Origin of the sequence: Nonomuraea sp. PA05 (assembly GCF_008086045.1) — a bacterium.
Taxonomy (GTDB): domain Bacteria; phylum Actinomycetota; class Actinomycetes; order Streptosporangiales; family Streptosporangiaceae; genus Nonomuraea; species Nonomuraea monospora.
On sequence record NZ_VSEY01000006.1, the window covers coordinates 216,045 to 230,040 of the forward strand.

Below are 13,996 nucleotides of genomic sequence, written 5' to 3' on the forward strand. Positions count from 1 at the left end.
TGTCCGCCCGGCGGCGGTCCCGCTGCCGCCGCCGGGGCGGGACATCCTGTCCCCGAGGCCGCGGACGTGGCAGGATGCGGATCCAGGTGCCGGTCTGGCAGACTTGGAAACCGCTTTCCGGGAGGTCTCGTGGTCACGCTTGAAGACGTCGCCAAGCAGGCGGGCGTCTCGCTCGCGACCGCCTCGCGGGTGCTCAACGGCAGCACCCGCCAGGTGGGCGCGACCTTGCGGGCGCGCGTCGAGCGGGCCGCGGACGAGCTCGGCTACCGGGCCAACATCGCCGCCCAGACGCTGGCCCGCGGGGCGAGCAACGTCATCGGCATCGTCGTGCACGACCTCACCGACCCCTACTTCGCGGCGCTCGCCGACGGGGCGATGCGGGCCGCGGCCACCGAGGGCCTGCTCGTCATGGTGGGCACCACGCATCGCGACCCCGAGCAGGAGATCGCCTACCTGGCCACGCTGCACGCCCAGCGTGTGCGCGCCGTCCTGCTGGTCGGCTCGCGCGTCGCCGACGCGGGCGTCACCCGGCGGTTGCGCGAGGAGCTGGCCCGCTACCAGGCGGGCGGCGGCCGTGCGGCCTGCGTCGGGCAGGACCTGCTCGGCGTGGACACCGTCGCGCCCGCCAACAGGGAGGGCGCGGCCGAGCTGGCCAGGGCGCTGGCCGGGCTGGGCCACACACGGTTCGCGGTCCTGGCGGGCCCGCCGCACCTGGTGACGGCGGCCGACCGGTGCGCCGGCTTCGCCGAGGCGCTCGACGAGCTGGGGCTGCCCGCCCCGCAGGTGATCCACGGCCCGTTCGACCGCGACGGCGGCCACACCGCGGCCAGGCAGGTCACGGACGCCACCTGCGTGTTCGCCGTCAACGACGTGATGGCGGTGGGCGCGCTGGCGGCCTACCGCGAGCAAGGGGTCAGGGTGCCCGAGGACGTCTCGGTGGCCGGTTTCGACGACATCGTCACGCTGCGTGATCATGTGCCCGCGCTGACGACGGTCCGGCTGCCGCTGAAGGACATGGGGGCTCGCGCGCTGGAGCTGGCGCTCAACGAGGACGACCCCGTCGTGGTCGAGAAGGTGGCCGGCGAGGTCGTGCTGCGCGAGAGCGTCCGGAGAATGGCGTGACGCCGCGGGAGCCCGGGGCGTGATGGGGAGGAATGGCGTGAAGCTGGCGGTCAGCACGCTGGGGATGCCCGGCGAGGGGCTGGACAGGGCGATCGAGATCGCGGCCGGGCACGGCTGCCAGGGGCTGGAGCTGCGGCTGCATCCTGACACGGGCGTGCACGCGGGCCTCGACCCGGCGGCCAGGGAGTCGGTGCGCAAGCGGATCGAGCAGGCGGGGCTGGAGATCTCCGCCCTGGCCGGTTACGCCGGCGTCTGCGAGGCGGGCCCGGACGAGCCGGTCGTCGAGGCGCTCCTCGCCGACCTGCGGCTCGCCGCCGACCTCGGCGCGCCCGGCGTGCGGGTGTTCCCGCGCGGCGACGACCCGGCCACCGGCGTCCGCCGCCTCCACGCCGTCTCCGGTACGGCGGCCGCGCTCGGCTGCCGGGTGCTCGTCGAGACGCACGACAGCATGGCGACAGGCGAGGCCGTGGCCGCGCTGCTCACCCAGGCGGACCTGCCGGAGACCACCGGCGCGATCTGGGACCTGCTGCACCCCTGGCGCCACGGCGAGCCGCCCGCGCGGACGCTCGCGGCCCTGGCCCCGCACCTCGGCTACGTGCAGGTCAAGGACGCAGTCTCGGCCCAGGACACGACCCCCGTGCCGATGGGGACGGGCTCGGTGCCGCTGGAGGAATCGGGCGAGCTGCTGCGCGCGGCCGGGTTCGGCGGGTGGGTGTCGCTGGAGTGGGAGCGCACCTGGTACCCGCAGGTGGCCCCGGTCGAGGAGATCCTGCCCGGCGCCGCGGAGTGGGTACGGCGCTTCACCTCATAGCGGGCGTCACCGCTTAGATGGGGGGATGTCCGCTTTCACAAGCAAGGTGCTCGTCGTCGGCATGGACGGGCTGAGGTTCGACCGGCTGCTCGTCCTGGACGCCCCCGTCCTGGCCGGCCTGATGGCCACCGGCGCGTACGGCACCAGCAAGCTCCCCTACGGCGAAGCGGGGACACCGCGCACGGAATCCCCTGGCGAGGTCGTCCCCAAGACCCCCGAGCCGGGCGACGGCGGCCGGGTGATCCGGTCGCGCACCGACTCGGGCCCCGGCTGGTCGTCGATCGCCACCGGAACCTGGCCCGACAAGCACGGCATCGTCGACAACGGCTTCGCGAACCCCCAGTTCCAGAAATTTCCGGACTTCCTCACCCGGGCCAAGACCGCCAGGCCCGAGCTGACCACCTCCGCGTTCTTCTCCTGGGCCGCCCTCGCCGAGCACGGCGCCTTCGGCCCGGCGATCGACCACCGCTTCGTGCTCGACGGCTACACCGTCGGCTGGGCCGCCGCGGACAAACAGGTCGCCGAGGCCGCGGAACGGCACCTGGCCGAGGAGGACCCGGACGCGCTCTTCGTCTACCTCGGCGACACCGACGAGGTGGCCCACGACCTCGGCCCGCACTGCCTCGAGTACGCCGCCGCCCTCCAGGCCCAGGACGCCTACCTGGGCCGGCTCCTCGACGCCATCCGGGCGCGGCCCGCGTACGGAAGTGAGCGGTGGACGGTGCTGGTCACAACGGACCACGGCCACGTGGACGCGGGCGGGCACGGCGGCGTCTCGGACGAGGAGCGCACCGTCTTCGTGATCGCGAACACGCTGGGGCGGGACCTCGGCGGACGCGCGCTCGACGGGCCCCGGCTGGTGGACGTGGGGCCGACGGCGCTGGCCGTGCTCGGCGTGCCGGTCGAGCCGTCCTGGGATCTGGACGGCACCCCCTTGGGCATTTGATTCATCAGGCGTTGAATTCTTGGCCGGGAAGCGGAACACTGGGATGACAGGACGTTGAACGGCAGGAGAGCGTGCGATGAAGACGACGGCCCTGGACTTCACCGAGATCGACGCGGGCATGCTCGCCGACGTGGGCGGCAAGGCGGCCAACCTCGGCGAGCTGACCAGGGCCGGCCTGCCGGTGCCGCCCGGGTGGGTGCTCACCACGGACGCCTACCGGCAGGTCGCCCAGGACCTGCGGATCGACGGCGGCAAGACGGGAGAGGAGGGGCTGGCCGGGCGGGCCAGGCGGCACCTCATGGAGGCGCCGGTGCCCGACGCCGTGCACGAGGCCATCGTCAAGGCGTACGAGGCGCTCGGCCCCGACGTGCCCGTGGCCGTGCGCTCCTCCGCCACCGCCGAGGACCTGCCGTTCGCCAGCTTCGCCGGCCAGCAGGACACCTTCCTCAACGTGGTCGGCACGAAGGCGGTGGTGGAGGCCGTCCGCCGCTGCTGGGCCTCGCTCTGGACCGACCGTGCCGTCGCCTACCGCGAGTCCAACGGCATCGACCACGCCGCCGTCCGGCTCGCCGTGGTCGTCCAGCGGATGGTGGACGCGCGGGTCGCGGGCGTCATGTTCACCGCCAACCCCGTGACGGGCACGCGGCGCGAGAGCGTCATCGACGCCAGCCCTGGCCTCGGCGAGGCGGTGGTGTCCGGCGCCGTGAACCCCGACCGCTTCCGCGTCCGCGACGGCCGGATACTCGAACGCCACGCCGGTGACAAGCGGCTGGCCATCCGCTCCCTGCCCGGCGGCGGCACCGAACGCGTCGAGACGGCCGGGCAGGGCCTCTGCCTGACCGACGACGAGGTACGCGACCTGGCCGCCCTCGGTGCCCGCGTCGAGGCCCACTACGGCGCGCCGCAGGACACCGAGTGGGCCATCGGCCACGACGGCACGCTCTGGCTCACCCAGGCCAGGCCGATCACCACGCTCTACCCGCTGCCCGAGCACCCCAGGCCGGGCCTGCGGGTGTACTTCTCGGTCAACGTCGTCCAGGGCGTCATGGGGCCGCTGACCCCGATGGGGCAGGCGGCGTTCCGGCTGATCAGCGCGGGCGGCGCGGGCCTGGCCGGGCACGCGCCCGCCGACCCGCTCGACGGCGCCGGCTTCGTGACGGTCTCGGGCGAGCGGTTGTGGCTCGACATCACCGCGGCCGTGCGCAGCCGTCCCGGCAGGGCCGTCCTGCCGCGCATGCTGAGGCTCGGCGAGGCCCGCGCCGTGGGCGTCATGGAGCAGCTCTTCGAGGACCCGCGCCTCAGCGCGACGCCCGGGTCCGTGCGGCCCTTCCTGCGCGGGCTCGGCAGGTTCGCCCGCAACCTCCGCCTGCCGCACCGGGTGCTGACCGCGCTCACCAGACCGGATCAGGCCGTGGCCGCCACCGTCAAGCTCGGCGAGGTCCTGGACGGCAGGCTCAGGGTGCCCGCCACCGCGACCCCCGCCCAGCGCCTGGACCACGCCGAACGCGTCCTGCGCGGCACCTTCCCGCTGATCATCTCGATCATGCCGAACGTGATCACCGGCTACGCGCTGTTCGCGCTGGCCTCCCGGCTGTCCGGCGTGCCCGTCCCCGAGATGAGCGACGTGCTGCGCAGCCTGCCCCACAACCCGACCACCGAGATGGACCTGGAGCTGTGGCGGCTGAGCACCCGCATCGAGCCGGCGCCGTTCAAGGAGCTGTCCGTGCCCGAGCTGGTGGCCCGCTACCAGGAGGGACGGCTCCCGCCGGTCGCCCAGCGGGAGATCGCCGCGTTCCTCGGCGAGTACGGGCACCGCGGCGTCGCGGAGATCGACCTCGGCGTGCCGCGCTGGTCGGAGGAGCCCGCCCACATCCTCGGCGTGCTGGCCAACTACCTGCGCATGGAGCAGGGCACGCCCCCTTCCGACACCTTCCGCGAGGGAGCCGAGATCGCGCAGCGGGCCATCGCCGGGGTGACGGCACGGGCCCGGCGCAGGGGGCGGTGGCGGGCCGCGGTGGTGCGGTTCGGGCTCGGTCGCACGCGCAGGTACGCCGGGCTGCGTGAGCTGCCCAAGTTCTACCTGGTCAAGACGCTCGCCGAGGTCCGCGCCAGCCTCCTCGTGGTGGGGGAGCACCTGGTGGGCCTGGGCGTGCTGGACTCGGCGCACGACGTGTTCTTCCTGGACCTGCGCGAAACCAGGGCCGCCCTGGCAGGCGGCGACCTGCGCGTGACCGGAGGCGCTTCGGCGGGCGGGGGCCTGCGTGAGCTGGTGGCGGAACGGCGGGCCACGTACGAGCGGGAGCGGCGCCGCAGGCACGTCCCCAGAGTGCTGCTCTCCGACGGCACCGAGCCCGAGGCCACCCAGGAGGCCGCCGCCGACGGCGCGCTGACGGGCACGGCCGCCTCGCCCGGCACGGTCACCGGCGTGGCCAGGGTGGTGCTCGACCCCATCGGCGCCCACCTGGAGCCGGGCGAGATCCTCGTCTGCCCCTCGACCGACCCGGGCTGGACCCCGCTGTTCCTGACGGCGGGCGGGCTGGTGATGGAGATGGGCGGCGCGATGTCGCACGGCGCCGTGGTGGCCAGGGAGTACGGCATCCCCGCCGTCGTGGGCGTGCCCGACGCCACCCACCGCATCACCTCGGGACAGGAGATCACGGTCAACGGCGCGGCGGGAAATGTGACGATCTCCGAGCCGTGACGCTACCGTGATCATGTGTCAGAGCCCTACTGGAACCACAACGTCCACTACCAGCGCCTGGTCATGAAGCTCATGCCCGCAGGCTGTCAGCGGGCACTCGACATCGGTTGCGGCGACGGGCTGCTGGCGAGCAAGCTGGCCGCCCGCGCCGCCGGGGTGACCGCCGCCGACCGCGCCCCCGAGGCCGTCGCCATGGCCTGCGAGCGCCACGGCGGGCTGGACAACGTCGAGTTCGTCACCGCCGACTACCTCGACGACCCGCGCGGGCTGCTCCCCGAGGGCAAGTACGACTTCATCAGCGCCGTCGCGGTCGTCCACCACGCCGAGTTCACCGCCGCCGCCCGCGCGCTGACCCGGCTGCTGGCCCCGGGCGGGCGGCTGGTCGTGATCGGCCTGGCGCGGAACCGATCGCCGCTCGACTGGATCGTCAGCGGCGCGGGCCAGGTCGCCTCCCGCGCGCTGCGCCTGCGCAACGGCCCCAAGACCGGCCCCGGCAAGGCGGTGCCCGCCATGGACCCCGTCCTGTCGTGGGGCGAGACCGCGCGGCTGGCCCGCCGCGTGCTGCCCGGCTGCCGCTTCCGCCGCCTGCTGCTGCGCCGCTACCTGCTGGTCTGGGACAGACCCGCCTGACTGGCGCCCTCGGGACGGGCCCGCGCGATGGCGGCCATCCTCCGGATGGAGGATGCCGGGCGCACGAACGGGCGATGCCGCCGCCCGCCCTCCGGCGCGAGGCTCGGAGCATGACGGTGATCGAGGTCAAGGACCTCCGCAAGACGTACGGCCGGACCCGCGCCGTGGACGGGGTGTCGTTCACGGTGGCCCAGGGGGAGACGTTCGGCGTGCTCGGCCACAACGGCGCGGGCAAGACCACCACGGTGGAATGTCTGTCGGGCCTGCGCAGACCCGACTCGGGCACGGTCCGGGTGCTGGGCCAGGACCCCGCGCGCCGCCGCCGGGCCCTGGCCCAGCGCATCGGCGTGCAGTTACAGGAGGGCGAGCTGCCCGACCGGCTCAGGGTGGCCGAGGCGATGCGGCTGTTCGCCGCCCTGTACGACCGGCCGGACGACTGGCGGGCGGTGCTGCGGCGCTGGGACCTCGGCCCGATCGCGGCCAAGGCGTACGGCGACCTGTCAGGCGGCCAGAAGCAGCGACTCAAGCTGGCCCTGGCCCTGGTCGGCGGCCCGGAGCTGGTCGTGCTCGACGAGCTGACCACCGGCCTCGACCCTGTGGCCCGCCGCGAGACCTGGACGCTCGTCGGCGACCTCAAGGCGGCGGGCACCACGGTCGTGCTGGTGAGCCACTACCTGGACGAGGCGGAGGAGCTGTGCGACCGGGTGGCCGTCTTCGGCCGCGGCAGGATCGTGGCGCTCGGCAGCCCGCGCGAGCTGACCGGCCGCACGGGGACTGAGTCGCTGGAGGACGCCTACCTGGCGCTGGCGGCGGAGGAAGGCCGATGAAGGCGCTCGCGCACCTGTCGGTGTCGGAGGTCAGGCTGCTGTCCAGGGAGCTGAGCACCCTGTTCTTCATGGTCGCCTTCCCGGCCATGCTGCTGGTGCTGAACGCCGGCAGCGACCGGCTGGAGCTGTTCGTGCCCGGCTACCTGGCGATGATCCTGGCCATCGGCGGAATCTCGACGCTGCCCGCGATCATGGCGAGCTACCGGGAGCGCAAGGTGCTGCGCCGCCTGGCCACCACCCCCGTGTCGCCGCTCACGCTGCTCACCGCGCAGATCGCGGCTCAGCTCGTGATGGCCGTCGCGGGAGCGGCCATCCTGGCGGGGGTGGCGGTGGCCGCGTTCGGGGTGGCGCCGCCCGCGCATCCGGCCGCGCTGACGCTGGCCTTCGTGCTGTGCGCGCTCATGTGCTACGCCATCGGCTTCGTGATCGCCGCCGTCGCGCCCCGCGCCAGGACCGCCGAGCTGATGGGCATGGTCGTCATGTTCCCGATGATCTTCCTGGCGGGCGCGGCCATCCCCCGCGAGGGGCTGCCGGAGCCGCTCCGCGAGATCGGCGGCTACCTGCCGCTCACCCAGGGCGTCACCGCGCTCAGGGAGAGCTGGTTCGGCGCTCCCGCGCCGATGCCCTATCTCGTCGTTTCGGCGATAATCGTGGTCGGCACCGCCATCGCGGCCGCGGTGTTCCGCTGGGAGTGATCGGACGTTGGACGAGGCAGGCTGGCCCCGGGTCTTCCACGTGCTCTTCTACGCCTGTCTCGCGATGGCCGCGTCGATCGCCGCCCTGCGGGAGGGGTTCGACCCCGCCGGGCTCGCGCTGACGGCGCTGATGGGCGTCTGGTACACGCTCTTCATCGCCCGCAGGCCGAAGCTCCTGCGCCACCTCGACCTCACGGCCTGGCACTTCCTGGTGCTGGTGGCGCTGAACTACGCGCTCGTCAGGACCAACCCGTCCTACCAGGCGATGGCGTACGGCCTGGTCTCGCTGCCCTACCTGCTGCTGCCCGGCCGGTGGGGCTACGCGGGCGCGGTGCTGCTCGTGCTGTCGAGCGCCAGTGCGGCGGGCGCGTTCGAGGCCGTCCCCGACGACCCGTCCGTGCTGGCCAACATCGTCGGCAGCGCGGCACTGACGCTCATCATGGGCCTGTTCACCCACGACCTGGTCAAGCACAGCGAGCAGAACCTGGTCGTGGGGGCGCTGGAGGAGCGGGCCCGGCTCGCCAGGGAGATCCACGACACGCTCGCCCAGGGCTTCAGCGGCATCATCGCTCAGCTCGAAGCGGCCGAGCAGGGCATCGACGACCCCGAGACGGTGCGCAAGCGCATCGCCCAGGCCAAGCGGCTGGCCCGCGACAGCCTCAACGAGGCCAGGCGCTCGGTCGACGCGCTGCGACCGGAGCCGCTGGAACGCGCCCCGCTGCACCAGGCGCTGAAGGGCGTGGCCGGGCGCTGGTCGGCCGCGACCGGCGTGCCCGCGACCGTGTCGGTGGACGGCGAGCCGCGGCGGCTGCCGGAGGACGTGGCGGCCACGCTGCTGCGCGCCGCCCAGGAGGGCCTGGCGAACGTGGCCAAGCACGCCGGCGCCCGCCGCGCCGTCCTGACGCTGTCGTACATGGAGGAGGAGGTCACCCTGGACGTGCTCGACGACGGCGCGGGCTTCGACCCTGCCGGCCCGGCCGGCGGCTACGGACTGATCGCGATGCGCGAGCGGGCCGCCCGCTCGGGCGGCACCGTCACCGTGGAGTCGGCTCCGGGAGAAGGGACCGCGTTGTGCGTGAGCATCCCGTGCGCCTGATGATCGTCGATGACCACCCCGTGGTACGCGACGGGCTGCGCGGCGTCTTCGACGGCGTGCCCGGCATCGAGGTGGTGGCCGAGGCGGGCGACGGGCACGAGGCCCTCGTCCTGGCCAGGGCCGCCGAACCCGACGTGGTGCTGATGGACCTGCGCATGCCGGGGCTCGACGGCGTCAGCGCCATCGAACGGCTGGCCGCCGACCACCCCGGCATCCGGGTCGTGGTGCTCACCACGTACGACACGGACGCGGACGTGTCGCGGGCGCTGGCCGCGGGGGTGGCCGGATACCTGCTCAAGGACGCGCCGCGCGAGGAGCTCCAGGCGGCCGTGCGGACGGCGGCGGCCGGTGGGCGGGTGCTGGCCCAGCGGATCACCTCGCAGCTCATCGACGGCCTCGGTCGCAAGCCCGCGACGGCGCCGACGCCACGGGAGCTGGAGGTGCTCAGGCTCATCGCGCGCGGGGCCGCCAACAAGGAGGTGGCGCGGGCCCTGCTGATCAGCGAGACCACCGTGAAGACGCACCTCAAGCACGTCTTCGCCAAGCTCGGCGTGGACAACAGGGCGGCGGCCGTGGTCGCGGCGATGGAGCGGCGCCTCATCTGACGCCGCCCCACCCCGCCGCCGCTCAACCCTGTCAGGCGAGCACGACCTCCTCGTAACGCGCCTTCATCGTGGCCACTACCTCATCGGGGTCGGCGGCCCAGATCTCGGCGTTGAAGATCTCCACCTCGACGTCCCCGCTGTACCCGGCCGCCTGGACCGCCGCCGTGATCGGCCGGAAGCCGATCACGCCGTCGCCCATCATGCCCCGCCCGAGCAGCACGTCCTCGGGCAGCGGGTGCAGGTAGTCGCACACCTGGTAGGAGGCGATCCGGCTCCCGGCGCGGGCGATGTCCTCGAACAGGCGCGGATCCCACCACACGTGGAAGGTGTCCACGACCACGCCGACCTGCTCCTCGGGGAACGGCAGGCTCAGCTCGAGCGCCTGCCCCAGCGTGGAGATCACCGCGCGGTCCGGGCAGTAGATCGGGTGCAGCGGCTCCAGCGCCAGCTTGACGCCCCGCTCCCCGGCGTACGGCGCCAGCTCGGCCAGCGCCTCGGCCACCCGCTCGCGGGCTCCCGCCAGGTCACGGCCGAAGGCGCCGGGCAGCGGCTCGCCCGGCTTCACGCCGGGCAGCCCGCCCACGACCAGCACCAGGCAGGCGGCCTCCAGCTCGGCCGCCTCGTCGATGGCCCGCCGGTTTTCCTCCAGCGCCTGCGCGAAGGCCGTACCGTCATCCGTGGTGAGGAAGCCGCCGCGGCACAGCGACGACACCCGCAGCCCGGCGTCCCGCACTAGCTTGACGCTCTGCGCGAGGCCGGTCTCGGCGACCTTCTCCCGCCACAGCCCGATCGCCTCCAGGCCGTGCCGCACGCAGCCGTCCACGGCCTCGGGCAGCGTCCAGTGCCTGGTCGTCCACTGGTTGAGAGACAGACTCACAGGCCGTTCACCGCCAGCAGCGCCTTCATCCGGCGCACCGCGAGCTCCTGGTCGGCCAGCAGCCCCGCCTGGTCGGCCAGGCGGAACACCTCCGACAGGTGCAGCAGCGAGCGGGCCGACTGGGCGCCGTTCACCATGGCGAACGCGTCCTGGTGGCCGTTCAGCCAGGCCAGGAAGACGATGCCGGTCTTGTAGTTGTACGTCGGCGTCTCGAAGATCTTGCGCGACAGCGGGACGGTCGGCGCGAGGATCTCGTCGTAACGGGCCGCCGCCTGCTCGTCGCCGGCCTCGGCCGCGTCCAGGGCCTGGAGTGCGGCCGCCGCCGCCGGGGCGATCGCGTCGAAGATGCCCAGCAGCGCGTGCGAGCCCGACTTGATCAGCGACGGGTAGTTGAAGTCGTCGCCGGTGTAGAGCTTGACGCCCTCGGGCAGCGCCGCGCGCAGGCCGATCTCGTGCTGCTCGTCCAGCAGCGACACCTTCACGCCGTCCACCATCGAGGCGTTGGCGTGGATCAGCTCCAGGAACGACTCCGTGGCCGCCGCGACGTCGCGCGAGCCCCAGTATCCGGCGAGCTGAGGGTCGAACATCTCGCCCAGCCAGTGCAGGATCACCGGTCGCTCGGCGACGCCGAAGAGCTTGCCGTACACCTGGTGGTAGTCCTGCGGGCCCGAGGCGGCCTTGGCGAGCTGGCGGGAGGCCATGACGATCACGCCCGCGCCGGCCGACTGCACGGTCTCGATCTGCTCGGCGTACGCGGCGGTGATCGCGTCCAGGGTGCCGGCCTCGGGCGCGTGGTCGGTGCCCGCGCCGCAGGAGACCAGCGTGGCAGGGTCGCCGTACGCGCGGGCCTCGGCGGCGCTGCGCCGGATCAGCTCCCTGGTGGCGGCCCAGTCCAGGCCCATGTTGCGCTGGGCGGTGTCCATGGCGTCGGCCACGCGCAGGCCCAGCGACCACAGGTGGCGGCGGAAGCGCAGGGTGGCTTCCCAGTCCACGGCGGCGGGGGAGCCGGGCGTGTTGTCGCCCAGCGGGTCGGCCACCACGTGCGCGGCGGCGTACACGATGCGGCTGGTCGCCGGCCGGTCCACGACCGGCCAGGTCGCCGGCTCGCTCAGCGGGTACGAGCCGAACCCGGGAAGGTCGATCCTCACAGGCCCGGCACCTCGATCCTGCGGCCCTCGGCGTTGGAGCGCAGCCCCAGCTCGGCGAGCTGCACGCCGCGCGCGCCCGAGGCGAAGTCGTTCGGGAACGGCGCGTCCTCCACCACGTGCCGGACGAACGCCTCCCACTGCACCTTGAAGCCGTTGTCGAACTCGGCGTTGTCCGGCACCTCCTGCCAGCCGTCGCGGAAGCGCGCCGTGGCGGGCAGGTCGGGGTTCCAGACGGGCTTGGGGGTGGCGGAGCGGTGCTGGACGCGGCAGTTGCGCAGGCCCGCGACGGCGCTGCCGTGCGTGCCGTCCACCTGGAACTCGACCAGCTCGTCGCGGTTCACGCGGACCGTCCAGGAGGAGTTGATCTGGGCGACGACGCCGCCCTCCAGCTCGAAGATCCCGTACGCGGCGTCGTCGGCGGTGGCCTGGTACTCCTTGCCCTGCTCGTTCACGCGGGCCGGCACGTGCGTCACGGCCTGGGCGTAGACCGAGCGCACGCGGCCGAACAGGTTCTCCATCACGTAGTGCCAGTGCGGGAACATGTCGAGCACGATGCCGCCGCCGTCCTCGGCGCGGTAGTTCCACGACGGGCGCTGGGCCTCCTGCCAGTCGCCCTCGAACACCCAGTAGCCGAACTCGCCGCGCACCGACAGGATGCGGCCGAAGAAGCCGCCGTCGATGAGCCGCTTCAGCTTGAGCAGGCCAGGAAGGAACAGCTTGTCCTGCACGACGCCGTTCTTGACGCCCTTGGCCGTGGCGGCCTCGGCCAGCGCGATGGCCTCCTGGGTCGACTCGGCGGTGGGCTTCTCGGCGTAGATGTGCTTGCCGGCCTCGATGGCCTTGAGCACGGCCTTGACCCGGGCGCTGGTGACCTGGGCGTCGAAGTAGATCACGTTGCCGTCGTCGGCGAGTGCCGCGTCGAGGTCCGTGGTGAAATCCGCAATGTCATGCTTTGTTGCGATATCTGCAAGTTTGTCGGCATTGCGGCCGACCAGTACGGGCTTGAGCTTGACCCTGGAGCCGTCCGAGAGCGTCACGCCGCCCTGCTCGTTGATGGCCAGGACGGACCGGACCAGGTGCTGACGGTAGCCCATCCGTCCGGTGACGCCGTTCATCACGACGCCGATGGTGCGCACGCTCATGAGGATCCCTTCGAGGCACAACAAGTGGAAAGCGCTTTCCCGAACGGTACGGCCGGGCCACCGAAGGCGTCAAGTAGCGCGAACCTCAGGTGGGCCTGCCGGGCCCGTGGCCGGGGCGCCCGTGACGAGCTTAGAGCTCGCCGCGCGTCCCCAGCCTGGACAGGGCCTTGGTGATGGGTGCGGCGGCCAGCGAGAGCTGCCACTCGCGGGCGCCGAGCTCGCGCAGCCTGGCCGTCACGCTCTCCTCGGTGATCTCGGCGGGAGGCTCCCAGGTGAGCCTGCGCACCGCGTCGGGCTGCAACAGGTTCTCCGTGGGCATGTGGTGCTCCTCGGCCAGCGCGGCGACCACCGCGCGGGCCGCGGCCAGGCGCTTGGCGGCGGCCGGGTCGCGGTCGGCCCAGCGGTTGGGCGGCGGCGGGCCGTCGCCGGGGGTGCTGGGCTGGGGGAGCTGGTTGTCGGGCAGGTTCCTGGCCCGGGAGACGGCGGCGAGCCAGTCGCTCATGTGCCGGCGCGCACTTCGCCCGGTGAATGCCGAAATTTCGGTCAATGCCTTCTTGGTGCGGGGCCCTTCCAGCGCGGCGGTGACGATCGCCGCGTCCGGCAGCACCCGGCCGGGGGCCAGATCGGCCTCCCTGGCGATGCGGTCGCGCATGTTCCACAGCTCGCGCACGATCGCCAGCGCGCGCACGTTGCGCACCTTGTGGATGCCCGACGTGCGCCGCCACGGGTCGGAGCGCGGCGCGGGCGGCGGGGTGTCGAGCACGGCCGCGAACTCCTCGCGCGCCCATTCCAGCTTGCCCGACTCCGTCAGCTCTGCGTGCAGCACGTCGCGCAGCTCGACCAGCACCTCCACGTCGAGCGCGGCGTAACGCAGCCAGTCTTCCGGCAGCGGCCTGGTGGACCAGTCGGCCGCCGAGTGCCCCTTCTCCAGCCGCAGCCCGAGGACGGTCTCCACCATCGTGCCCAGCCCGACCCGCTCGTAGCCGAGCAACCGCCCGGCCAGCTCGGTGTCGAACATCACCCGCGGCTTGAACCCGACCTCCATCAGGCACGGCAGGTCCTGGGAGGCGGCGTGCAGCACGATCTCCGCCTCGGCCACGGCCTCGTCGAGCGCCGTCAGGTCGGGGCACCCGATCGGATCGATCAGCGCGGTGCCCGCACCGGCCCGGCGGAGCTGCACGAGATAGGCGCGGTTGCCGTAGCGGTAGCCGGAGGCACGCTCGGCGTCCACCGCGACGGGACCGCTGCCGGCGGCGAACCGCGCCACCACCTCGGCCAGCCCGGCGGCGTCGGCGACGACCGGAGGGATGCCCTCGCGCGGCTCCAGTAGCGGCTCCACCGCTCGTTCCGCTGTGCGTTCTTCTGTCATGAGTTCACCGACCTCATGACGCTGGTG

At 73.3% G+C, this 13,996-nt stretch carries 13 protein-coding genes; 9 read left to right on the plus strand and 4 right to left on the minus strand.

The genetic code is table 11. The annotated features are described in order from the left end of the window. Positions 1 to 129: 129 nt before the first annotated feature. The 9 genes from FXF51_RS11815 to FXF51_RS11855 all read left to right on the plus strand — a co-directional run bounded on the left by FXF51_RS11815 (position 130) and on the right by FXF51_RS11855 (position 9,433). Positions 130 to 1,122: a LacI family DNA-binding transcriptional regulator gene (locus FXF51_RS11815; protein WP_148434331.1), complete on the plus strand. Its 993-nt coding sequence runs from the start codon at positions 130 to 132 to the stop codon at positions 1,120 to 1,122. A gap of 37 nt (positions 1,123 to 1,159) precedes the next feature. Continuing rightward, positions 1,160 to 1,933, plus strand: coding sequence for a sugar phosphate isomerase/epimerase family protein (locus FXF51_RS11820; RefSeq protein ID WP_148434332.1), 774 nt, complete (start codon positions 1,160 to 1,162; stop codon positions 1,931 to 1,933). Positions 1,934 to 1,958: 25 nt separating this feature from the next. Then, positions 1,959 to 2,879 (plus strand): alkaline phosphatase family protein, encoded by a 921-nt coding sequence (locus FXF51_RS11825; RefSeq protein ID WP_148434333.1) that lies wholly within the window; start codon positions 1,959 to 1,961, stop codon positions 2,877 to 2,879. Positions 2,880 to 2,955: 76 nt separating this feature from the next. Then, a complete protein-coding gene (locus FXF51_RS11830; RefSeq protein ID WP_148434334.1) occupies positions 2,956 to 5,580 on the plus strand; it encodes a PEP/pyruvate-binding domain-containing protein in 2,625 nt (874 codons plus the stop codon). Positions 5,581 to 5,595: 15 nt separating this feature from the next. Continuing rightward, positions 5,596 to 6,210 (plus strand): class I SAM-dependent methyltransferase, encoded by a 615-nt coding sequence (locus tag FXF51_RS11835; RefSeq protein WP_187414319.1) that lies wholly within the window; start codon positions 5,596 to 5,598, stop codon positions 6,208 to 6,210. A 110-nt stretch (positions 6,211 to 6,320) separates the two neighbouring features. Beyond that, positions 6,321 to 7,037 carry an ABC transporter ATP-binding protein gene (locus FXF51_RS11840; RefSeq protein WP_148434335.1) on the plus strand — a complete coding sequence of 239 codons (717 nt, stop codon included), beginning with the start codon at positions 6,321 to 6,323 and terminating at the stop codon, positions 7,035 to 7,037. Then, positions 7,034 to 7,732, plus strand: coding sequence for an ABC transporter permease (locus tag FXF51_RS11845; RefSeq protein WP_148434336.1), 699 nt, complete (start codon positions 7,034 to 7,036; stop codon positions 7,730 to 7,732). Before FXF51_RS11840 ends, FXF51_RS11845 begins: the two co-directional genes overlap by 4 nt. Before the next feature lie 7 nt (positions 7,733 to 7,739). After that, a complete protein-coding gene (locus FXF51_RS11850; RefSeq protein ID WP_148434337.1) occupies positions 7,740 to 8,828 on the plus strand; it encodes a sensor histidine kinase in 1,089 nt (362 codons plus the stop codon). After that, positions 8,804 to 9,433, plus strand: a complete 630-nt coding sequence (locus tag FXF51_RS11855; protein ID WP_222871244.1) for a response regulator — start codon at positions 8,804 to 8,806, stop codon at positions 9,431 to 9,433. The genes FXF51_RS11850 and FXF51_RS11855 overlap by 25 nt, the downstream gene beginning before the upstream one ends. 31 nt (positions 9,434 to 9,464) lie before the next feature. Here FXF51_RS11855 and FXF51_RS11860 read toward each other — a convergent pair whose 3' ends face one another. From FXF51_RS11860 to FXF51_RS11875, 4 genes are all read right to left on the minus strand, one after another. Further along, positions 9,465 to 10,310, minus strand: coding sequence for a sugar phosphate isomerase/epimerase family protein (locus FXF51_RS11860; RefSeq protein WP_148434338.1), 846 nt, complete (start codon positions 10,308 to 10,310; stop codon positions 9,465 to 9,467). After that, positions 10,307 to 11,458 carry a dihydrodipicolinate synthase family protein gene (locus FXF51_RS11865; RefSeq protein ID WP_148434339.1) on the minus strand — a complete coding sequence of 384 codons (1,152 nt, stop codon included), beginning with the start codon at positions 11,456 to 11,458 and terminating at the stop codon, positions 10,307 to 10,309. Before FXF51_RS11865 ends, FXF51_RS11860 begins: the two co-directional genes overlap by 4 nt. Then, the gene (locus FXF51_RS11870; RefSeq protein WP_148434340.1) at positions 11,455 to 12,600 is read right to left on the minus strand and encodes a Gfo/Idh/MocA family protein; all 1,146 of its coding nucleotides are present in this window, start codon (positions 12,598 to 12,600) and stop codon (positions 11,455 to 11,457) included. The genes FXF51_RS11865 and FXF51_RS11870 overlap by 4 nt, the downstream gene beginning before the upstream one ends. Positions 12,601 to 12,730: 130 nt before the next feature. Then, the gene (locus FXF51_RS11875) at positions 12,731 to 13,969 is read right to left on the minus strand and encodes a ribonuclease D (protein ID WP_148434341.1); all 1,239 of its coding nucleotides are present in this window, start codon (positions 13,967 to 13,969) and stop codon (positions 12,731 to 12,733) included. Positions 13,970 to 13,996: the final 27 nt, after the last annotated feature.